Source organism: Singulisphaera rosea (genome assembly GCF_054877945.1).
In genome coordinates this window covers 155,046-175,629 of the sequence record NZ_JBTYIP020000012.1, presented here as the reverse complement: position 1 = coordinate 175,629, position 20,584 = coordinate 155,046, and the positions used below count along the sequence as shown (strand labels likewise).

The 20,584-nt window shown below is 63.9% G+C and carries 17 protein-coding genes; 4 read left to right on the top strand and 13 right to left on the bottom strand.

Features of this window, described 5'->3' with window-relative positions:
- The first annotated feature begins 153 nt into the window (after positions 1-153).
- The gene (locus ACYOEI_RS20805; protein WP_462851483.1) at positions 154-1,140 is read left to right on the top strand and encodes a type I phosphomannose isomerase catalytic subunit; all 987 of its coding nucleotides are present in this window, start codon (positions 154-156) and stop codon (positions 1,138-1,140) included.
- A 27-nt stretch (positions 1,141-1,167) separates the two neighbouring features.
- On the top strand, positions 1,168-2,349 hold the full coding sequence (locus ACYOEI_RS20800) for a hypothetical protein (protein ID WP_462851482.1): 1,182 nt from the start codon (positions 1,168-1,170) through the stop codon (positions 2,347-2,349).
- 164 nt (positions 2,350-2,513) lie between these two features.
- Here ACYOEI_RS20800 and ACYOEI_RS20795 read toward each other — a convergent pair whose 3' ends face one another.
- The 9 genes from ACYOEI_RS20795 to ACYOEI_RS20755 all read right to left on the bottom strand — a co-directional run bounded on the left by ACYOEI_RS20795 (position 2,514) and on the right by ACYOEI_RS20755 (position 15,349).
- A complete protein-coding gene (locus ACYOEI_RS20795; RefSeq protein WP_462851481.1) occupies positions 2,514-5,066 on the bottom strand; it encodes a bifunctional YncE family protein/alkaline phosphatase family protein in 2,553 nt (850 codons plus the stop codon).
- Between the two features lie 173 nt (positions 5,067-5,239).
- A complete protein-coding gene (locus tag ACYOEI_RS20790; protein WP_462851480.1) occupies positions 5,240-6,502 on the bottom strand; it encodes an amidohydrolase family protein in 1,263 nt (420 codons plus the stop codon).
- Positions 6,503-6,546: 44 nt separating this feature from the next.
- Positions 6,547-8,733, bottom strand: a complete 2,187-nt coding sequence (locus tag ACYOEI_RS20785) for an ABC transporter permease subunit/CPBP intramembrane protease (RefSeq protein WP_462851479.1) — start codon at positions 8,731-8,733, stop codon at positions 6,547-6,549.
- A 231-nt stretch (positions 8,734-8,964) separates the two neighbouring features.
- Complete coding sequence (locus ACYOEI_RS20780) at positions 8,965-9,750, bottom strand: ATP-binding cassette domain-containing protein (protein WP_462851478.1); 786 nt, start codon at positions 9,748-9,750, stop codon at positions 8,965-8,967.
- Between the two features lie 149 nt (positions 9,751-9,899).
- Positions 9,900-11,009, bottom strand: a complete 1,110-nt coding sequence (gene mqnC, locus ACYOEI_RS20775) for a cyclic dehypoxanthinyl futalosine synthase (RefSeq protein WP_462851476.1) — start codon at positions 11,007-11,009, stop codon at positions 9,900-9,902.
- Positions 10,969-11,796, bottom strand: coding sequence for a menaquinone biosynthetic enzyme MqnA/MqnD family protein (locus ACYOEI_RS20770; protein ID WP_462851475.1), 828 nt, complete (start codon positions 11,794-11,796; stop codon positions 10,969-10,971). The genes mqnC and ACYOEI_RS20770 overlap by 41 nt, the downstream gene beginning before the upstream one ends.
- A 195-nt stretch (positions 11,797-11,991) precedes the next feature.
- Positions 11,992-13,725 carry a putative ABC transporter permease subunit gene (locus ACYOEI_RS20765; RefSeq protein ID WP_462851474.1) on the bottom strand — a complete coding sequence of 578 codons (1,734 nt, stop codon included), beginning with the start codon at positions 13,723-13,725 and terminating at the stop codon, positions 11,992-11,994.
- Positions 13,722-14,489, bottom strand: coding sequence for an ABC transporter ATP-binding protein (locus tag ACYOEI_RS20760; RefSeq protein ID WP_462851473.1), 768 nt, complete (start codon positions 14,487-14,489; stop codon positions 13,722-13,724). The genes ACYOEI_RS20765 and ACYOEI_RS20760 overlap by 4 nt, the downstream gene beginning before the upstream one ends.
- Positions 14,486-15,349: a hypothetical protein gene (locus tag ACYOEI_RS20755; protein ID WP_462851472.1), complete on the bottom strand. Its 864-nt coding sequence runs from the start codon at positions 15,347-15,349 to the stop codon at positions 14,486-14,488. The genes ACYOEI_RS20760 and ACYOEI_RS20755 overlap by 4 nt, the downstream gene beginning before the upstream one ends.
- Before the next feature lie 312 nt (positions 15,350-15,661).
- On the opposite strand from ACYOEI_RS20755, the gene ACYOEI_RS20750 reads away from it, so the two are divergent.
- Positions 15,662-16,468: a hypothetical protein gene (locus ACYOEI_RS20750; protein ID WP_462851471.1), complete on the top strand. Its 807-nt coding sequence runs from the start codon at positions 15,662-15,664 to the stop codon at positions 16,466-16,468.
- Here ACYOEI_RS20750 and ACYOEI_RS20745 read toward each other — a convergent pair.
- Positions 16,369-16,689 carry a DNA polymerase ligase N-terminal domain-containing protein gene (locus ACYOEI_RS20745; protein ID WP_462851570.1) on the bottom strand — a complete coding sequence of 107 codons (321 nt, stop codon included), beginning with the start codon at positions 16,687-16,689 and terminating at the stop codon, positions 16,369-16,371. The genes ACYOEI_RS20750 and ACYOEI_RS20745 overlap by 100 nt on opposite strands.
- Before the next feature lie 518 nt (positions 16,690-17,207).
- Positions 17,208-17,393, bottom strand: a complete 186-nt coding sequence (locus ACYOEI_RS20740) for a hypothetical protein (protein WP_462851470.1) — start codon at positions 17,391-17,393, stop codon at positions 17,208-17,210.
- A 614-nt stretch (positions 17,394-18,007) separates the two neighbouring features.
- On the opposite strand from ACYOEI_RS20740, the gene glnA reads away from it, so the two are divergent.
- Positions 18,008-19,420: a type I glutamate--ammonia ligase gene (glnA, locus tag ACYOEI_RS20735; RefSeq protein ID WP_462851469.1), complete on the top strand. Its 1,413-nt coding sequence runs from the start codon at positions 18,008-18,010 to the stop codon at positions 19,418-19,420.
- 87 nt (positions 19,421-19,507) lie between these two features.
- Here glnA and lspA read toward each other — a convergent pair whose 3' ends face one another.
- Together lspA and ACYOEI_RS20725 are read right to left on the bottom strand one after the other, a co-directional pair.
- A complete protein-coding gene (gene lspA, locus ACYOEI_RS20730) occupies positions 19,508-20,068 on the bottom strand; it encodes a signal peptidase II (protein WP_462851468.1) in 561 nt (186 codons plus the stop codon).
- The gene (locus ACYOEI_RS20725) at positions 20,065-20,451 is read right to left on the bottom strand and encodes a TraR/DksA family transcriptional regulator (RefSeq protein ID WP_462851467.1); all 387 of its coding nucleotides are present in this window, start codon (positions 20,449-20,451) and stop codon (positions 20,065-20,067) included. Before ACYOEI_RS20725 ends, lspA begins: the two co-directional genes overlap by 4 nt.
- Positions 20,452-20,584 lie beyond the last annotated feature (133 nt).

Genomic DNA, 20,584 nt, shown 5'->3' with positions numbered 1-20,584 from the left:
CATACTCCCCGACCGTCGTTCTAGGGCGAACCGGTCCCGCCGAGGGCCTCGAGTTCGCCGACTCGGGTGGACATCGTCGCATCGCTCCCGTTACAACTAGGGGGCCGCGTTGAACTTTGGCTGACCGCGTTCGAAACCCTGGGAATCCCTTCGATGGTGGCGGAACCCCTCTATCCCCTCCGCTTCGAGCCGATCATCAAAGAGCTGATCTGGGGAGGGCGACGACTGGCGACCGTCCTTAACAAGACGATTGGCGCCGGCGATCGTTATGCGGAGAGCTGGGAAATCTCGGACCATCGGGATGACGTGAGCCGCGTCATCGAAGGCCCGCTCTCGGGCTCAACGCTCCGCGACCTGATCCGGACCCGAGGCAAGGAACTGCTCGGCGAGGGCCTCGGGCCTCGGCAGCAGTTCCCGCTCCTGGTCAAGTACATCGACGCCCATCAGGACCTCTCGGTCCAGGTCCATCCCGACGACGATCTCGGCCGTCGGCTCGCCGACGACAACGGCAAGACCGAGACTTGGGTGATCCTGCATACCGAGCCCGGCAGCCTGATTTACGCCGGACTTCGCGCGGGGGTTACGCGCGAGTCCTTCGCCGAGGCCCTCGAGAAGGGCGAGGTCGAACCCCTGCTCCATCGCTTCGAAGCGAAGCCGGGGGACTGCATCCTGATCCCGGCCGGGACGGTGCACGCGATCGGCGCGGGGGTGGTGCTCGCCGAGATCCAGCAGATGTCCGACGCGACGTTCCGCGTCCACGACTGGGGACGGGTCGGGCCCGACGGCAAGCCTCGGCAACTCCATCTCTCCGAGGCGCTCGAATCGATCGACTTCAGCGCCGGTCCCGTCGAGCCGCTGAAGGTCACACCGACCCCCTGCGAAGGGGGTACGCGCGAGACGCTCGCACGCTCCACCTATTTCGCTCTGGAACGGCTCCGGCTCAACGGCACCGCTCGCGTCGGAGATCCCCAACGATTCACGATCGTGCTCGGGTTGGAAGGGATCTCGAATGTGGTTTACCAGGGGACCTCGACGACTCTCCGCTACGGCGAATCTCTCCTCTTGCCCGCATCGATCGGGCCTTGCGAGATCAAGCCGGAGGGTGTGTCCTCGGAAATTCTGACCTGTCTGGTCCCCTGACCGTCTCATGGAGGAGGAATCGACAACATGGTTTCCGGACCGTCGGACGCACGGGAAGTTTCCCTGGGCCGACTCTTCCCCTGGACCCGATTGTTCCGGGCCGTCGGGATCGCGACCGATCCGAAGAAGCTCATCCTCGCCGTGCTCGGCCTGGTCGTGCTCAACCTGGGTTGGGATGCGCTGAACCGGGTCTTCCCCGGATCGAACACGATCACGCCGTCGGTTTGGCGACCGGCCCGGCCCGTTGACCCGATCCTACCGAAACAACCCGTCCCCGACCTCGCCTCGGCCCCCTGGCTGCTGACCGAGCCCGTTCGATTCGTGGTCGGACCGTTCATCGAAGTCTTCTCCACCGAGAACGACGGGTGGTCCTTCCTCCATGCGATCCTCGCGGCGTGCTGGGCGGCGGCAGTCTGGGGGATCATCGGCGGGGCTATCTGCCGGATCGCGATGCTCCAGGTCGGGCCGGGGACGCGGACGAGCCTCGGCGATGCGCTCCGGTTTTCGTCGAGGAAGCTGATCCCCTTGGTCGTCGCCCCTTTGAGCCCGCTCCTGGGCGTGGCGATCTTCGCCGCCTTCGCCGCGGTCTTCAGCCTCTTATATCTCATCCCCACCCGGCTCGGACCCGTCCTGGCGGGGCTCTTCCTGTTCCTCCCCCTGTTCGCCGGCCTGATGATGACCCTGATCCTGGTCGGCCTGGCCGCCGGATGGCCGCTGATGCACGCGAGCGTCGCGGCCGAGGCCGAAGACGGCTTCGACGCCTTGAGCCGGTCTTATGCTTATGTCCATCAGCGTCCGGGGCGATACCTCGCGTATCTCTCGATCTGCTGGTTGATGGGAATCCTCGGGCTCGTCTTCGTCAAAGTCTTCGCGATGCTCGTCGTCCACTTGACCGAGTGGAGCCTGACCTTCTCCTCCGCGTCTCGACCGCTAGTCGGGACGCTCTTCGGCACCGTCTCCGGCCCCGTCGACCCGACCGCCGCATCATTCCATGCCTGGTGGCTCTTCCTCGTCCAATTGCTCATCCAGGGCTGGGCCTTCAGCTATTTCTGGTCGTCGTCCTCCCTCATCTACCTCCTCTTGCGCAAGGACGTTGATGGGACGGCCTGTCATGAGGTCGCACTGAACGCCGACGGGGCGCCGACGCCGGTCGCCGCCAAAACTCCGATCACGGGGCCATCGGACGACGCGATCGCGACTTCGGAATAGTCCGGCGCCTTCGCGATACCAAACTTAATATGGGATCCCCTGCCCTCGACGACGAAGCCCGGCGTCTGGACGCCGGGCTTCGTCGTCGAGGCGTTATGGTTTGCCGGGCATCGACGGCGAGGTCGAGTCACGGGCACGTCGCCTTACACGTCGCTTGTTCTCCATCAGTTCTGGGGGCTGATCCGATAGGCGATGGCCCGACGAACGGCCGGAGGCATCGGGGCGTCCTTGCCTTTCACGGCGTGCCAGAGGATCTCGTTGAGCTCGAAGTCATCGATCTTGTCATATTCACTGAAGTCCATCCTGCTCGAACGGTCGGCCCCGTAGGCGAGGGTGGTGTTCTTGGCGTTGAGGTCGATCCGAGCGGGCTCGGGGCTATAGGGCGTGGTATCGGCCTTGTCGGTGAAGCTGCGGAACATGGGCGTGGCCGCGGCGTCGTACTGGCTGAGCGGCGAGAGGCCGAGGATCAGCTCCATTGTCCGGATCATGCTCACCGTGCCGTACTGGGTGCTGTCGAGCGTGCCTCGCTTGGTGTAAGGGCTGACGACCAGGCCGACGGTGCGGTGGGCGTCGACGTGGTCGGGCCCGTTCTGGGCATCGTCCTCGATCACGAAGATGGCCGTCTCGGGCCAGAGTTTGCTCCGGCTGACCCCCTCGACGATCCGACCGAGCGCCAGGTCGTTGCTCGCGACGCACGCCTGAGGGGTGAAGGCGCCCGGGGTCGTGCCGCTCGTGTGATCTTCGCCGAGGCTCATCACGATGAATCGGGGCATGGTCCCCGCCTTCTCGAACTCGCGATACTCCTTCAGAAACACCTCGGCATCCCCCGTGTCGCGGGGTTCGAGACCGTAGTCGGGACTGAAGTGCCCGACGAGGCCGGGGACGCGCCCTTCCATCTTCGTGATCCCCTCGCCCGTGCTCACGCGTTTGCCGTACTCGCCGTAGCTGCGGTACGAGAGCCCGGCGCGGGCGCAGGCATCCCAGAGGTAGCCCGAGGGGGCCTTGGCGAGGTCGTCATCGTCGTCGTCGTCGACCCCGGCCCGCCTCGAGTAGGTCAACGCCCAGTTCCTGGCGACGTAGTCGGTGTTGTAGGCCATCGTCGACCAGGGGTGGCCGTCGGCCGAGACGTGGCCGTTGCAGTAGAGGTTGTCGAGGAGCACGAATTCACGCGCCAGCTTGTGATGGTTTGGCGTGACCTGTTCACCGAATAGGGTCAGGGCGGGGTCGCCGTTGCCCCTGGGCATGTCACCAAAGACCTGATCATACGTCCGATTCTCCTTGATGATGTAAATGACGTACTTGATCGGCGAGGGGTCGCCCACCTTCGTCGGGATCGCCGTCTTCAACTCGCTCGGCGCATGGGAGAGGAGCTTGTCGGAGTACGGGCAGTTCTTGTAGACGGCCGCCGTGTAGTCGGAGAGCCGGTCGTCGTCGGGGATCGGCACGATCGAGAGCGAGCCGGTGAGGGTGGTCCCGATGTAGGGGAACTTCATCAGCTCCTTCTTGACGTCCGCGGGCAGCTCGATTTTCTCCTTGAGCAAGGTCGACTCCACCCGCTTCCGGTAGGCCTCGCTCGGCGGATTCGGCTGGCTCTGGTTCCCCTTGCCGACCCCGACAAGCAGGTTCTTGCCGTCGGGTGTGACCGCCACCGACGTGGGGTACCAGCCGGTCGGGATGAATCCCTTGACCTGGCTCTTGGCGGGGACGCCGACGTCGACGACGGCCACGCAATTGTTGTCGGCGTTCGCGACATACAGCGTCGAGCCGTCGGGGGCCAATGCCAATGCGTCGGGGGTGCTCCCCTCCGGGGCCTGAGGGAAGAGGGCCGTCATGATCGTCTCGATGACGATCCCGCGCCTCGAGTCGATGACCGAGACGCTGTTGCTTGAGGCGTTCGCGACAAAGATCCGGTCGTCCTTGGGGTGGATTGCAATCTGGTTGGGGTGTTCGCCCACGGGGATCTTCGCCACGACCCGGAGCTCGTCCGCGTTGAGGACCAGGACGAGGCGGCTCGCCCAGTCCGAGACGAAGAGCTGACGGCCGTCTCGACTCACGGCGACGTCGTAAGGTCGGACTCCGGCCTGTGCGGTCTTTGGGGCGGGCTGCGCCTGACCCTCGGCCGACTGCGCGGTAATCGTCCCTGCGTTGATATCGAGGGTGTAGAGGGTTTTCTTGGACCGGTCGAGGGCGAGGCCGCTGCGGAAATGCTTCGGTTCGGCACGATCCGCCTTGGGTCGTGCCTTCCCCTTGACGGGCTCGGCCTCGGGTACGCTCGTCTTCGAAAGGGTCGTCCCTCTGAGGTCGAAGGTGTGGATCTGATCCGCACCACCGCCCGACCACCAGACCTTGCTCGAGGATTCGTCGAGCGCGAGTCCGAACCAACTCTGACGGGCACCCTCTTCGCCGACGATGGATTTGGATTTCAGGTCGACGAGCGAGAGTTTATGGGGATTGAACCCGCTCGTGGCGACCAACGCATGCTGGCTGTCGGCGAGCGGGACGATGTTCAGGGGCAGGTCCGTCAAGGCGACCTGGTCGCCGGCCGGCGTGAGGGTCCAGCCATTCGGCAGTAGGAAACCCTTGTCGGATGGGCCCGCATAACGAGCACGCTCGGCGGCGTTTTCCTTACCCTCGTCCTCGGCTCGGCTGTCGAGCAGGAAGGGCAATGTCAGGAGCGACAGCAGTGCGGCGGTCGCTGCCAGGAGACGTCGAAACATGATGGCGGCCTCTCGTGTCGACGGATTCGGGGCGTCCAAGGTTGAAGGCCCTATCGTGCCACCGGCCCGGGGGACTCGCTACCATGTTTCTATGAGGTTTTTTTGAAGAATCCGGGGAGGCCGGCTCGCTCGGGCAGGTGCTCGTGTTTGCGGCGCCGAGGTGGTCGAGCGACTCAAACCTTCCAGGGGCCGTGGACGAAGTCCCCTTCGAATAGGGTCGCCACAACGGGGAGGTTGGATTCGAGGATCAGGCGGTGGGGATCGCGGTCGTCTCGGTCCGGGAGCCCGATGATGGCGAAGTCAGCCGATTTGCCGACCTTGAGGCTGCCGGTCGTGTTCTCGGCGCGGAGGGCCCAGGCGCCGAAGAGCGTGGCCATCGTCAGGAGGAGGGCTCCGGCGAGCGAATCATCCCGGTGGTGGAGGAAGCGGATCTCGTCGAGCACACTGAGCGTGGGGGTGGAGGCCAGGCTGTCGGTCCCGAGGCAGACCACGACGCCCCGCTCGAGCATGGCCCGATAAGGGTGGGGGGTGTGCCCGAATCGCGCGTGGGTCCTCGGACAATACGCGACCGCGACCCTGTGGCCGTTCGGGGCGGCTTCGGGCCTCAGTTGCCAGAACTCCGATGGTTCGAAGTAGGTCCCGTGGGCGATCAGCCAGTCGGCGTTGCGAAGCTCACCCCGGCGCACGTAGTCTGCGGGTCTTGGGCCGATCGGCTCCCACTCGTCATCCCACGCGCCCAAGTCTTCGAGGAACCGACGGAGCGGCCCGCTCCGGTTCTCGAGCAGCTCGAGCTCTTCGGGCATTTCGGCGAGGTGGGTCGACAGCGGCAATTGGCTCGCGGCGGCCTTGTGATAGAGCCGCCCCGACGTGCTGTACGGGGCGTGCGGGCTGAGTCCCGGGCGGGCATTCGCGACGACCTGAGCTTCGGGTCGGATCGTGTTCATCCAGTCCCAGGCCGCCTCGCTCGTCTCGAGCGCCCGCATCGACCTGAGCCCGATCATCTCGGCGAACACGACGGCTCGCAACGGGGCTTTCGCCACCTGGTCCCAGCTCAGGCCGGCGGTCGTCGTGTCGGCCAGGGTCGTGGTCCCGGCTTGGACGGCTTCGACGAGGTTCCGGCCGACGGCTGCGTCCAGCGATCCTTCGGGCCCGTTCCGCCTTTGGTCGATCACTCGTCGGAGCCAGGCGATCTCGTCCTCGACCACGATCTCCGACGTCGACGAGCCCTCCAGGGCCGAGAGCTCGAGGTGGGTGTGGGTGTTGATGAACCCTGGCGTAACCGCCACGTTACCGAGGTCGAGGTCGGCCCTCCGGTCGGTCGAGGGCCCGAACCACGCGATCCGACCGCCTTCGATCGTGAGGCAGCCATCCGCGATCGGCGGACCTTCGACGGGGAAGAGGTAACGGGCGGCCAGGGTCAGTGAGTTCGATCTCATCCGTGTCGCCGGTCCCAATGGGACGAGGGGCAGGGTACGCGGGTCTAGCGCACTGCTTCGAACGTCTCGAATTGATTGTCGGTAACCTTGGACTTCGAAGCCGGCTTGAGTCTCCGGTCGCGGACCAGGATCCCGAGTAATACGACGGAGGCCACTGCACCGATTACGACGACCGGGCCATGATAAAGGCCGCGAGTGGGATCCCGATAGATCCATGAGGCGAAAGTCCGGCCCCAGGGTTGATTGACCCAGTAGCCGGTGGAAACTGCCATGCCATTGTTGATCAGGTGGAAGACGATCCCGGGGAGAATGCTTCCGCTCCGGACGGCGATCAACCCCAGGACGAGCCCGAGGAGGGTCCCGTTGAAAAGTTGCTGGAAGAGGCTCAAGAGGACGTGGAGGAACCCGAAGAGGAACGCGGAAAGCACGATCGAGACGCGGTCGTCGTAACGCGATTGGAGGCCGCTGAGGATGAACCCTCGGAACGCGAACTCCTCGCAGACGGCGGGGATCAGAGCGAACGTCACGAGGGCCATCCCGAGATTCGGCACCGCACCCAACATCTTCGAGAGCGCGTCCTTGACGACTTGAGAGACAGGGAACAACTGCTCGACGATCGGGGACATCTCCGTAATCAGCGGATTCATCGTGAAGGCCAGCGCCGCGGCGATCGCCAGGTAACGCGGGCTGGGCCAGTTGAGGCGGAGGGTGCGCCGGGGCGATGACGTCAAGAAGATTGCGAGCACGACCGGGGGTAGCAAGATAAAGGCGATTTGGCTGATGGCCATGCTCGTGATCGTCTTCTCCGGGTCGCCCGAGACGAGGAGGCTCGTCAGGAACCAGGCCGACGTGAGCATAAGTGCGAAGCAGAACAGGGACTGGCCGCCGCTCGGGATCGGTTGCTTGTCGCGCATCAGGTGGCGAAGCCAGAACCGGAGGTCGAAACGCTCCGACTCGCGGAACAGCACGTCTTCACGGCGGAACTGGTCAATGGCCCACTGGAGCGCCACGATCCCGTAGACGATGGTCGGGATCAGGACCGGGAGGAAATACTTCAGGGCGATCCCGTAGTCTCCCATGATCAACGCCCGCAAGAGCAGGGAGACGCCGGTGATCGGGACGAGGCAATAGAACAGATTCAGCTCGATCCCGGGCATCATCGTCAGAAAGATGAGCGGGATCGACACAAGATAAAGCGGCGTCATGTAGTACTGGCCCTCTTTCATGCTCTTGGCCAGGACCGCGAGGGCCAGGCAGAGTGCACTGAAGAAGGCCGCGAGGGGGATGAGCAAGAGCAACATCCAGAAGGCGGCCGAGGGGGACGGCGGCGCGATCACGGATGCCATCCTCTCGTGATTTCCCCCGGTCATCCCGCTCAACTGGCCGGCGAGTTGGAAGCCCGTCAGGCCCATGCTCACGAGATTCAGCAGGGCCGTCATCACGCTGGCGAGGAGGACGGTGAAGAACTTGCCGAGGACGATCTCGGCGCGAGAGGCGGGACTAATGAGTAGAGTCTCCATCGTCCCCCGCTCCTTCTCCCCCGCGCAGAGGTCGATGGCCGGGTAGAAGGCACCCGTCAGCGACATGATCACGAGCAGGAACGGGAAGAGCCGCGACCAGACACTCCCGCCGATCTCCGCCTTCGTCGCGATGTCGGCCGAAACGATCTGGATCGGTGCGGTATAGGCCGACGGCTTGTTGTCCTGCTTCAAACGGGCGGAGACGATCCGTTCCTTCCAACGCGAGACCACCTCCTTGACCCGGAGGTAGGTTATCTGGCTCCGTTCGTCGGTGCTGTCGTATTGGATAGGTGTCGACGCGGACTCGATCTTGTCGAGTTGAGATCGGAGGTCGGAGGGTACCGGGAGGACGGCATCGGCCCGCCCTTCGCGTATTTCCGCCTCGCGAACCTCCTTCTTGAGCCAGTCCCCTTCGGCCTTCTCGGTGGTAACTTTAAGTCTCGCTGCCTCGCCGGGAGAGTCGAAGAGCTTGGGGTCGAAGCCGTCTTTGTTGGCGTTGAGGAGTGGAGGAGACTCGGGCAAGGCCTCCGAGCCGACGACGAGCACCGTCCTCGGCTTTTCCTCAAAGGCGGCCGTGAACTGCAAGATCCCGATGACGAGCATCGGGTAGAGCAGCAGCGGCATGACGAAAATCATGAAGAGGGTGCGGCGGTCGCGCACCTGGTCCCGGACCTCGCTGCGGAAGATCACGTAGATGTTCGACCAACGCATGGGCCTTAAGTCTCGTCGAAGTCCGGGTGTTGTGCGTCGCAGGCCGGGCACTCGGGGGCCTCTGTCCTCGGCGACTGACGCTCAAGTCGCTCGTCGTTTAAGAAACAAGCCCGAAGCGCAAGCGAGTGAATGTCCTTTGATTTCCGTGACATCGATTCACTCGCTTGCGCTTCGGGCTTGTAAAGGCTCGATCGGGGTCGCTTGATCGGTGTTGACCGAGGGAAATCCGCTCTATTGATCCCAGGAGTCCGAAGGTTCGGCGGAGGTCGAGGGGACGGGTGCCTTCGCGTTCTCGACGAGGTGGAAGAAGAGTTCTTCGAGGTCGGGCTGATTGAACCTCTCGAGCATCTCTCGCGGCTCGCCCTCGGCCTGGACCTTCCCCTTGTAAATGATCGCGACTCGAGAGCAGAGCTTCTCGACCTCGTGCATGGCGTGGGTCGAGAAGAGGATCGTCTTCCCCTGGTCGCGAAGCTCGGCGATCTTCTGGAGGACGTTGCGAGCCACGAGGACGTCGAGGCCCGATGTCGGCTCGTCGAAGATCAGGACCGGGGGGTCGTGGACGATCGTCCGCGCGATGGAGACCTTCTGGCGCATCCCCGTCGACATCTTCGCGCCGAGGACGTTGCGGAAGTCGTTCATCTGGAGCCAGTCGAAGATCGTTTCCATCCGCCCGCGGAGGTAGTCGGGGGCGAGCCCGTAGAGCCTGCCGAAGTATTCGACGAGCTCCCAGGCGGTCATCCGGTCGTAGATCCCGGTACTCGCCGACATATAACCGATCCGGGCCCGGACGGCCTCGGGTTCGAGCAACACGTCGTGCCCGGCGACTACGGCACGCCCGCCCGTCGGCCGAAGTACGGTGCTCAGGATTCGCAAGGTCGTCGTCTTCCCCGCACCGTTCGGGCCGAGGAGCCCGAAGACCTCGCCGGGGTGGCACTCGAAGCTGACGCCGTCGACGGCCGGAATCCAGCCGGACTGGTAGTCGAGGAAGGACTTCTGGAGGTTCTCGACCTGGATCACGCGAACGCTCGAGGCAACGGGGTGAGGCGACGATCGGTCGCCGAGAGATGAGGGGGATCCTCCCGGATCCCTCCCCCAGGCCTCCATCATCGAGGGCGTCGACCGGCGACGCAACCCCATCCCGCAGCGATCACACCGGCGCGAGGTGGCTAGACCACGGCGAGCGCTGCGGACGCATCGGACAGATCGGTGTCGATGTATTCGTAGAACACGTTCCGTTGCCGGGGGATGTACCCGGAGGACCGAATCGCCCGCTTGATTTCTTCGAGCGTGAGGTGATACACCGTCCCCGCCGACGCGACGACGTTCTCCTCGATCATGAGGCTGCCCATGTCGTTGGCGCCGAAGTAGAGGGCGAGCTGCCCGATCTTCGGCCCCTGGGTCACCCAGGAAGACTGGATATTCGGGACATTGTCGAGATAGAGCCGGGAGAGTGCCTGGGTCCGGAGATACTCGAAGGCTCCCGAGGCGGGCACGTCGGCCATCTCGGTGTGCTCGGGTTGGAACGTCCAGGAGATGAACGCCGTCAGGCCCCCGGTCTCGTCCTGGAGCTGCCGGACACGCTCGAGATGCTCGACTCGTTCCTCCAGGGTCTCGATGTGCCCGAACATCATCGTCGCCGTCGACCGGCCGCCGAGCTCGTGCCAGACCCGGTGGACGTTCAACCAATCGTCGGTCATCACCTTGCCGCGCGTCATCGCCTTGCGGACGCGGTCGACGAGGATCTCGCCGCCGCCGCCGGGGAGGCTTCCCAGCCCCGCGGCCTTCAGCCGCTCGAGCACGGTGCGCAAGGGGAGCTTCGCCACCTTTGTGAAGTGGTGGATCTCCGGCGGGCTGAAGCCGTGGATGTTGACCTGGGGGTAGTTCGAGCGGATGTCCTGGAGCAGCTCCTCATACCACTCGAGCTTGAAATGAGGGTGGAGCCCGCCTTGCATCAGGATCTGGTCGCCGCCGAGCGCGACGGTCTCGCGGATCTTCTCCAGGAGGACGTCGCGGTCGAGCACGTACGCATCCGAGTCGCCGACCTTGCGGTAGAAGGCGCAGAAGTCGCAAACCGCGGTGCAAACGTTCGTATAATTGATGTTGCGGTCGATGTTATACGTGCGGTAGGGCTCGGGATGGAGCCGCTTGCAGACCGCGTCCGCGGCCTTGCCCAGCGAGAGGAGGTCCGCGGAACGAAGCAACTCGACCGCGTCATCGAAACTCAGGCGGTGGCCTTCAACGACGCGCTGCAACGTCGCGGCGTGGGTGGAAGACAAGGTCAACTCCTTCCGGGGCGAGGTCAAGCTTGGCGGCCATATCGGCGAAGCGGCGCAGGCCGGCGATTTCCGGCTCACCGAGGTCATAGGACAAGACACGCGTCAGGTAATCGTAGCAGGTCGAGACGTCGAGGCCGAGTCTTGGTCCATGAGCCGACGCGATCTCGTCGGCGTGGGCCAGGCCCTCCGCCCTGCTCCGCTCGAGCGATTCGGGGAGATCCCCGAGGTCGACACCAGGCCGAACGACCCAGAGTGCGAACACGAACGGCAGGCCGGTCAATGCCTTCCAGGCTTCGGCCAGGTCGACCACCTCATGGAAATCCTCGTCGGGGACGGTCATCGCGCGGTCGCCGATCACGAGCACTGCGTCGGCGAGGCTCTCCTGCGCGGGGACGCCCACGGGCAAGGGCTCGATCCGGGACGGCCGGACCCCGTGTCGGGCGTCGAGCCAGACCCGGACCAGCGCCTGGCTCGTCCTCGAGCCGGCGTCGAGCGCCAGCCGATCGATCTGGTCGAGCGGGACCCGGCTGAAGAGCTTCACGCTCCGCACCGCCCCCCGGGCCGCGATGGCGAACCCCGGGAGAATCTCGTAGCCGAGCGCGGCCCCTCGGAAATACTCGACCGAAGGGATCAGCGCGACGTCCAACTCCCCTCGTGTCAGGCGATCGGCCAGCCTGCTGGGGAAGTCCATCAAGAGCTCGACTCGAGGCGAGATGTCTTCCAGGCGGTAATAAAGGGGCTTCGCGTTCAGGTAGTTGACCGCGCCGACGCGGATGGGAGCGTCCATCTCCGTCCCTCTCGTCCGGTCTCGAAGGCGGTCTGAGCCCTAGGCCCGCCGCCTACTGAGGCGTTCCGGCACACTCTCGGTCGGAATTTCAGAACCTATTGAAATTATAGGCGGGAGAGGGAATCTCGCAACCCCGTTCGACCGAGCCGGCCTCGTGCGCAGCCTCCTGGCAGCCAAGGTGTGCCGGTCGGGGGGTCAGAATTCCATCTTCTGAAACGCCTTGATCCCGATTCGAAGCGGCACGATGGTCCCGATGGCGCCGAGGACCAGGCTGACGAGGATGGCGATCGTCATCCAGAACCGGAATCGCTCGAGCGAGAAGACCGCGGTGCGGAATTCCGAGTCCTCCTGGCCGGCGAAGTAGAGGTGGCAGGGGACGGCGAGGGCCGTCACGATCGAGAAGATGAAGACGAGACTGACGAGAAGGTTCAAGGTCCCCCCGAAGCCGGCGGCGATCTTCGAGGGGTCGGTTTCTTTGAGGTTGGGGAGCCGGGCCCCGAGCCCGACGCTGATGCCCGACAGGCCGAGGCAGAGCACGGCGACCATCCCCATATGAAGCGCGATCATCGCGGGCCCCATCCGGAGCATCAGGTCGCTCAGGATCACCAGGGCCTCCGAAGCGACCAGGGAGATTCCCGAGGCGAACGCGAACTTGCCCCAAAGGATCGCTTCGCGTTCGAGGGGGAGCAGCCCGAGGACCCAGAAGTTCCGCCCCTCAAGCGACAGGAGCGGGAAGATGAAACGACTCGTGAACGTCGAGAGGATCAGCGCGGTCACGGACAGGTTCAGGAAGCTGACGAGGTTCCTCCAATAGGGGCTTTGGAGGTCGTAACTGAGGCGGCGGATGTTGAGGAAATAGAAGGCGAGGAGCCCGAAGAAGATCAGGAACTGGGACCATTGCGTCGGGTCGCGGCGGAACGTCCGGAGGTCCTTGAGGATGAGGAGCCGGATCGTCCTCGGGAGGAAGAAGAAGAGGCGGTGGAAGGTCTCGTCGATCCAGTAACGTCCGGTCCTCCGGCGTGCCGAGCGCCCCCCCTGCACTCTCCCATATCCCTGGCGATAGAGGTCTCGAGCCAGGACGGCCGCGACGAGGTAGGCGAGACCCGCGTGCCCTGCCAGGACCATGAGGTAGAAGAGGCTGACCGACCAATCCCCTCGGGCGGCCGCCACCAGCCCGGCCGACATCCAACGGCTCGGCAGGAGGGGATTCTGGCTGAAGGCCAGTTGTCCGAGGAGCCCACCAAGCCAGTCATTCGACAGGGTCTCTCCCGGCGTCCTCATCACGCGGAAGCCGACGAAGATCACGATCGCGGCGATCGTCCCCAGCACGACCGCGAGCACGGTCTTCTGCCGTCTCGGGAAGTAGTTGGCCACGAGGATCGCCGCGACCGCCCCAAGGCTCCCCGGGATCGCCACGAAGGCAATCAGGTAGAGGAAGAAGATCCCATAATAAGACCCCGAGGCCGGCACGGTGATCCCGTACGCGACCATCATCGGGCTCACGAGCAGGAAGAAACCCCAACTCGAGAATCCGATCGCCTCGAGGAACTTGTACGCGAAGATGCGGTCAGCCGACGCCGGGGTCGTCAGCAAAAACGCCGCCTCCCTCGACCGAAACAGCCCCGCATAGACGATGATCGCCGTCGAGAAGAACAGCATCATCAGGAGCGAGAGGAAGAACATGCTAAAAATATATTCAATAATCGTGTTCTTGAGGTCGAGCGAGAGGCCGACGAACCGGAAGCCCTCGAAGAAGATCCCGAAGAGGACCGACCAGAAGATCGCGCTGCAGATGAGGATCATCAGGATCCGAAGACGCGAGCCGGAGAGGAGCACGCGGATCGTATTCCTGAGGAGCCGACCCCGGTGTACCCGGAATGCGTGGGCGACCTGGCTCTCGGAGGCGAGGTTGGGGCGAGCCGGATTCATGCGACCGGCCCCCCCTGCGGGACCATCGGGCGGCCATTGGCGAGCGGCCGCATGCCCCCGGTCAACTGGAGGAAGAGGTCCTCGAGCGGGCCGTGCGAGTGGAGCTCATGGCGGAGGTCGGCGAGCGTTCCTCTCGCGAGCATCCGGCCATGGTCGACAATTCCGATCGTGTCGGCGAGTTCCTCGGCGATCGACAGCAAGTGCGTCGACATCAGCACGGCGACCCCCGAGCGTGCCTGTGCGATGAAGATATCCTTGACGATCCGGGCACTCCTGGGATCGAGCCCGACCAGCGGCTCGTCCACGATCAGGACTTTGGGGTCGTGGACGAGTGCCGAGGCGAATACGACCCGCTGCTTCATCCCCTGCGAATAATTCTCGCAGAGCTCGTCGACGAACTCCGACATCTCGAACGTTTCGATCAACTCGGCGATCCGAGTGTTGGCGAGCTTGCGGTCGATCCCGTACATCTCGACGACGAACCGGAGGAATTCGCGGCCAGTCAGCTTTTCATAGAGAAAAGGCTGGTCCGGGACGTACGCGAGTAGCTGTCGCGCCTCGCGGTTCCCGGAGGGGAAACCGCCGACCCGGACCATGCCGGAGTTGGGCGAGAGGAGCCCGCAGACCATCTTGATCGTCGTGGTCTTCCCTGCACCGTTCGGGCCGAGGAACGCGAACAACTCGCCCGCACGCACTTCGAGGTCGAGGTTATCGACCGCCTTCTTCGGGCCGAACATCTTCGTGACCCCGCGCAACTCAATCATCGTCCTGTGACCTCGGCATTGATGTCGGAATTGGCGGCCCGATCCGGGAGACGTTCCAGCACGAGCTTCACAAACGGAAACGGCACCTCCTGCCGGAGGACCAGGCCATCGGCGCGGACCCAGGTCTTCGCCGAGAGTGGCACTACGTGGTGGACGACCTCGAACGCATTGACCGGGCTCTTGTCCCAATGGATCACGTGGCGACGGGACACCTCGACGCTGACGGTGTCGACCGTGCCGGTGAACGGGCTGACCATCCGGGTCTCCCAACGTTGGCCGACCTGGAGTCCGGGCAGTCGGTCGAAGGGGCCCAGGGCATTCTGGACGAGACTCCGGGGCTGATATGGCAGTGTCCGGGTCTGGTTCAGGATCGGCAGCCGGCCCTTCGAGACGATCTCGATCGCCCCCCCCTTGAGTCGTCCCTCGACTTCGAGCCAGACCTCGTTATCCGAGGCCGACCGGACCTTCGCCTGGAACGTTTGCAAATTTCCCGACGGATCGATCCGGTAGGTGCTCTTGACCTCCAGAAGCTCCTGGGAATTGTTCCGGAATGGGGTACCTTTGAGGAGGCCGGCGGGGTTGAACTCCACCCGGCTGGTCATGAGCATCCAGCCATCGGACCCTCGCTTCGCCTCGGTGATGGCCGATCCGACGGAGCGTCGCGTCTCGGGGGCGAGGGGGTTGTCGATCACGTCGACCGACCACCGGGCCGGCTCGGCGTTCTCCTCGGCCCTGGCGATCGTCCTCAAGTCCGGCGGGCGGACGAAGCCGAGCTCGGGAAGGATGTCGCGGCGGATGAGGCTCGACGCCGAAACCACCCAGAAGAGAAGGATGGCCAGAGAGACCAGGCGAGGAGGCATGGCGAGACGTTTCCTCCTGACGAGTGTCCTTGTTCATTCTACTATAGGAGCCATCGGGGCTCCCGAACAATAGGGCGAGACCCATCGTGATGATGGTAGGGGTTCGAGGGAACTCCTCCGGAGAGATCGACCGGTTCGGCTCGGGGGTTCGACACTCCGCGCGCTTCGGGTTGACGCCCGTGGTGCGGCATCGTATGCTTCGCGACGATCCCGTTCTCCGGCCCCGAATCCTCTCGACCCGCGCACCGTCCACCCGGCCGGCAAACCCTCGTCTCCGACCTCTCCCCCCTTTGATTGGAAGAAGGTCGCCCCATGCGCAGCAAGACGGGCAAGCGAGCGCTCATCCTCGGTTCTGTCCTGGCCGTGATCGTCGGGGTACCGTTCGGATTTTGGGGCCTTTTGACGCACGAGCCCGCTTTTTATCGCTCCATGATCAAGGTCTCTCGCGAACAGCGTGAAGAGAAGGCCAAGCGGTTCATGGCGTCGAGCTTGCAGCTCCGCAACGACATCGACAACGAGCCCCGCTGGGAGGCGATCTTCTCCGACGAGGAGGTCAACGCCTGGCTGGCGCAGGACCTCGTGACCGAGTTCGCCGACCAGCTGCCGCCCGAGGTCCACGAGCCCCGAATCGCCTTCGAGCTCGACCAGATGACCCTGGCCTTCGAGCTCGACCAGGGGCCGATCCGGTCGGTGATTTGGGTCGTGGCCCGCCCGAACGTCCCCGAGCCGAACGTGCTCGAGTTCACCCTCGAGAAGATCCGAGCGGGGGTCCTCCCCGTCCCGGCCGACAAGGTCATCGATCGGATCGTCGCTATGGGGCGTGCGAACGGGTTGGACGTCTACCGCAAGGAAGTCGACGACCTCCCGGTGGTCGGGATCCGCTACGCGAGCAAAACCGGGCCAGACAGCGTTCTTTTGGAACAGCTCCAGATCGGCGACGGCGAGATGCGACTCGCGGGGACGTCGAGCCGATCCAAGGGGATCGTCGAGCCCCCTACTCTCCCCACTCGCAAGGTCCTTCAGTCCAAATTCCCGAGGCGGAAGATCCAGGCTTCGGCGCCCTCGGACGAACCGGCCTCGACCTCGAGCCTGCGGACCTCAGCCGGCCCCGCGAGCTGATCGCCGTCCAACTGGATCCGTAATCGATCCGTGCACTCGAAGAGCGTCGTATACGTCCCCTGGGCGACTCGCCGGACGTCGCCCCTCCCCCCCGAAATCTCACCTTCGTAGTCGAGATAAACCCGGCGATGAGCCGGCAAGCTCCTGGCGGGCAGATCGACGCCCGGCACGATCGGGCTGTCGATCGCCCACGTGCGGAGCGTCTCACCGTCCTCCAGCATCAGGTCCCAATGAACCCCAGACCATCGATGTTCGAGGACCACAAATCGGGCCACCTTCCGGGCCTCCCCACCGCGCCAGCGAAACTGCCGCGACCAGTCTAACTCAATGACTGGCCATCACCACAACGTTGTAGGTATGGTATCCACCATACGAACGAATCTCAGTGATGAGACGAACGTCCGTCGGGTGAGGAATCCCCTCACGTCGTGGTCGTGCGGACGTTCGGCGAAGTGTAAATGAAGGGAAGGAGAAAAGTGCCGAGTCGTTCAGGGGGATTGGTACCGTTGGGCTCTCACTGTCGAGCGCGCTGCGAACAGAGATTCTGCTCGTGTCCGCGGGCCGGAGGATGCTGAGGTTGTTGAATCCGGCAGAGGGCGACCGCAGGGAGGGTCCAGATAGCGGATTCGAGTGGAACGATTTTTGAAATATTCTGATATGATTGCAAGTTCGCCATTAAGCGGGTCGGCCCGAGCAGTAAGGCACTGGTAGGCCATGAAAGTTGCCCGGCCAGCCCCGTTCAGTCGTCGATCAATAGCGGATCGATGAACTTCCTCCGGAACTCTCTTTGATATCCCGAAGATGGAATGGGGACCACGGGTGGGTCGGCCGAAACGAGTTGCCATGGTCTTTGAGCCGCCAACTCGTACTTTTCCTGCATCGCCTGGTGGTACATCATCGCATCGTGAATCGTCTCGATCGCCATGACCCACGTTCCAAGGGCGTGCTAGGAATCCCTTGTGGTGGAGTGAGGACGAGATAGATATCGAGATCTTTCAGAAGAATATTCTTCAGTGCTAACTCATGGGTCTTGGCTACATTAAGGAAATGTACGGGGCGAGCAAACACGATCGCGATCGCTGCGATCGTCAGCATCGACCGCATCAAGGACATACGTGGCATTCGCATGCGGGATTCCCTTTTGCTAATTTAGCAAGGAGCCTCGGTCAAGGACGGGGCGATTCTCTTCGAGGCCCGGCCATACGCCAAGGATTTGCCACCCCGAGAGCGGACACATTCGGTTCGTGAGGTATGTTAAGTCGTCACGAGGCCGGGAGGCCTCTTTCCGGACGGTCTTTCTCGAAAGGGCGGGTCGGGGCTCGGGCTTGCTCTCTCTTCATTCTCCGGTTTTGGTGGTAAGCTCAAGAAGATCAGACAAATCGACCTGGAAGCCTCGTCCTCTTTCGGCCACGGCCCGGTTCGGGTGGCGATTGAGGATGGGGGTGTCTCTGGGCGGTGGATTGGGCTCGGTGGGATGGCCGGAGCTGGGTGCCTGGGGAGCCTCGTCGACGTCGAGGCTTGGGAAAGGAACGAACCGCGGTGACACCGAAAGAGGTCTTGGCGCAGATCCGGCAGCGTGAGGTGACGACGGTCGACCTTCGATTCATGGACTTCCCGGGCGTTTGGCAGCACTTCTCGATCCCCGCGGACGCCTTGACCGAGGAGAAATTCGAGGAAGGTTTCAGCTTCGACGGCTCGAGCGTCGTCGGCTGGAGGGCGATCAACGAGGCCGACCTCCTCATCGTCCCGCAGCCGGAGACGGTCCTGATTGACCCGTTCACCGCGCAGCCGACGCTGACGATGGTCTGCAACATCCACGACCCGATCACCCAGCAGGACTATACTCGGGACCCGCGAAACATCGCCCGTAAGGCCGTGAGCTACATGAGGAGCACTGGTCTGGCCGACATGTGTCGGCTCGCCCCGGAGCTCGAGTTCTTCGTGTTCGACCACGCCCGCTTCGAGCAGCGCGGGCACGAGGCGTTCTACCACCTCGACTCGGTTGAAGGGACCTGGAACCGGGGGAGGGACGAGCGGCCGAACCTCGGTTACAAGGCCGGTTCGGGCCTCGGCTACTTCCCCTGCCCTCCGACGGACACGCTTGCCGACCTCCGGGCCGAGATGGCGCAGCGGATGGCCGAGTGCGGCATCACCCCCGCCGCCCATTACCATGAGGTTGCCACCGGCGGGCAGTGCGAGATCGACCTCACGCCGAATTCCCTGGTTGAGAGCGCCGACCAGGTCATGCTCGCCAGGTACATCATCCGGAACGTCGCCAGGCGCAACGGCAAGACGGCCACGTTCATGCCGAAGCCCCTCTACGGCGACAACGGCTCGGGCATGCACACGCACTTCACCCTCTGGAAGGGGGAGACGCCCGTGCTTGCCGGCAATAGCTACGCCGGCCTCAGCGATCTCGGGATGTACGCCATCGGCGGAATCCTCAAGCACGCCGCCGCCCTCTGTGCGTTCGCCAACCCGACGACGAACAGCTACAAGCGGCTCGTCGAGGGCTTCGAAGCCCCGACGAAGATCTCGTACAGTCGGCGCAACCGGTCGGCGGTCATCCGGATCCCGATCCACAGCCCGAGCCCGAAGAGCCGTCGGATCGAATACCGTGGCCCCGACAGCGCGGCGAACCCCTACCTGCTGTTCTCGGCGATGCTGATGGCGGCCCTCGACGGGATCCAGAACAAGACTCGGCCCGGCGATCCCCTCGATAAGGACATCTACGACCTCCAGCCGGAGGAACTCGCCAACGTCCCGACCGTCCCAAAGTCGCTCGAGGATTCGCTCAAGGCGTTGCGGAGCGACCACGACTTCCTCCTCAGGGGAGACGTGTTCACACCCGACATCATCGACACCTGGATCTGGTACAAGCAAACCCACGAGGTCGAGGCGCTCAGGGTCCGGCCCCACCCCTACGAGTTCGCTCTCTACTACGACGTGTGAAACGCCGCGATCGCCGACGCATTGGCGTCGGCGATCGCGATGGAGAGAGATCCCTTGCTTGATGGGCTCCGAAACTCGCCCGACGGCTCAGGACGGCGAGTGGGACGCCGAAGAGATCGAGGTCTCGAGGCCCGACGAACTTGTCGAAGCGGGCTCGGGGCGGAGGGCCAGGAGCATCAGGGTCACGGCCCCGGCGACCAGCATGTTGTCGGCGAAGTTGAAGATCGCGCAGTCGAAGCCGATCGGGTCGACGTGGAAATGGACGAAGTCTCGGACGTGCTCCAGGACGAGGCGGTCGTAGCAGTTGCCGAGGGCGCCGGCCATGATCAGGGCGAGCGCCACGGTGAGGCGGGCGTCGGAGGCGGCCCCCTTCACGAAGAGGTAGTAGCAGATCACGATCGCGGCCACGACCGACAGCGCGGCGAAGATGTACGGGCTGTAGGGCATGTTCCGGGCCATGCCCCAGAGGGCACCCCGGTTGTAGCTCGTCTGGAGTTCGAGGACGTTGGTGATGAGGCTCACGGGGGGAGACGGGGGAGGACCGACTCGCGCGAAGATGATCGACTTGGTCCCGAGGTCGAACGCCGCGCCTCCCAGCGCGATCGTCCAGAACAGGACCCAACGCCTCCAGCCGACCGTTGAAATCATCCGCGGCTCTCCAGCTCCCGGGCACATTGGATACAATGCCTCGTGTAAGGTAAGGCCTGGAGCCGGGGCTTCGAGATCGGCTCGTCGCATTCCTGGCAACGGCCAAAGGTCCCGGAGTCGATCCGGATCAGGGCCTCGTAGACCTGTTCCAGGGTGCCCTGCTCGTTCTCGATCAATCCGAGGGTGAATTCCTGGTCGTAATTCTCGGTGCCGACGTCGGCCATGTGGAGGGGGACGTTCGACAGGTTGCCTGACGAGTCGGGCTGATGACGTCTCAACGCTTCATCGGTCATCTGGTCGAGGTCGCCACGAAGTCGGGCCCGCAGGTCCTGAAGCACCTGGCGGAAAGTCTCCAACTCCTCGCTCTTCAGCACGCTCGCCATGAAACCACCACCCCGTTTTTGCGGCTACGGTTGGTGCGGAAGGGCCGGATAGACTAGTCCCGGCCCTCGACCCTGTCAATCCAAACGCTTGAGGGCCACACGCACCCGACCCTGTCTATTCTGAAGAATTCCA

What these genes read in the sequence shown, in the direction of transcription:
- ACYOEI_RS20725 (WP_462851467.1), bottom strand. Translation starts at nt 20,451, where the DNA reads ATGGCGAGCGTGCTGAAGAGCGAGGAGTTGGAGACTTTCCGCCAGGTG.
- ACYOEI_RS20800 (WP_462851482.1), top strand. Translation starts at nt 1,168, where the DNA reads ATGGTTTCCGGACCGTCGGACGCACGGGAAGTTTCCCTGGGCCGACTC.
- ACYOEI_RS20770 (WP_462851475.1), bottom strand. Translation starts at nt 11,796, where the DNA reads ATGGACGCTCCCATCCGCGTCGGCGCGGTCAACTACCTGAACGCGAAG.
- ACYOEI_RS20760 (WP_462851473.1), bottom strand. Translation starts at nt 14,489, where the DNA reads ATGATTGAGTTGCGCGGGGTCACGAAGATGTTCGGCCCGAAGAAGGCG.
- ACYOEI_RS20745 (WP_462851570.1), bottom strand. Translation starts at nt 16,689, where the DNA reads ATGCTGGAGGACGGTGAGACGCTCCGCACGTGGGCGATCGACAGCCCG.
- ACYOEI_RS20755 (WP_462851472.1), bottom strand. Translation starts at nt 15,349, where the DNA reads ATGCCTCCTCGCCTGGTCTCTCTGGCCATCCTTCTCTTCTGGGTGGTT.
- lspA (WP_462851468.1), bottom strand. Translation starts at nt 20,068, where the DNA reads ATGATTTCAACGGTCGGCTGGAGGCGTTGGGTCCTGTTCTGGACGATC.
- ACYOEI_RS20790 (WP_462851480.1), bottom strand. Translation starts at nt 6,502, where the DNA reads ATGAGATCGAACTCACTGACCCTGGCCGCCCGTTACCTCTTCCCCGTC.
- ACYOEI_RS20765 (WP_462851474.1), bottom strand. Translation starts at nt 13,725, where the DNA reads ATGAATCCGGCTCGCCCCAACCTCGCCTCCGAGAGCCAGGTCGCCCAC.
- ACYOEI_RS20740 (WP_462851470.1), bottom strand. Translation starts at nt 17,393, where the DNA reads ATGGCGATCGAGACGATTCACGATGCGATGATGTACCACCAGGCGATG.
- ACYOEI_RS20785 (WP_462851479.1), bottom strand. Translation starts at nt 8,733, where the DNA reads ATGCGTTGGTCGAACATCTACGTGATCTTCCGCAGCGAGGTCCGGGAC.
- ACYOEI_RS20805 (WP_462851483.1), top strand. Translation starts at nt 154, where the DNA reads ATGGTGGCGGAACCCCTCTATCCCCTCCGCTTCGAGCCGATCATCAAA.
- ACYOEI_RS20795 (WP_462851481.1), bottom strand. Translation starts at nt 5,066, where the DNA reads ATGTTTCGACGTCTCCTGGCAGCGACCGCCGCACTGCTGTCGCTCCTG.
- ACYOEI_RS20750 (WP_462851471.1), top strand. Translation starts at nt 15,662, where the DNA reads ATGCGCAGCAAGACGGGCAAGCGAGCGCTCATCCTCGGTTCTGTCCTG.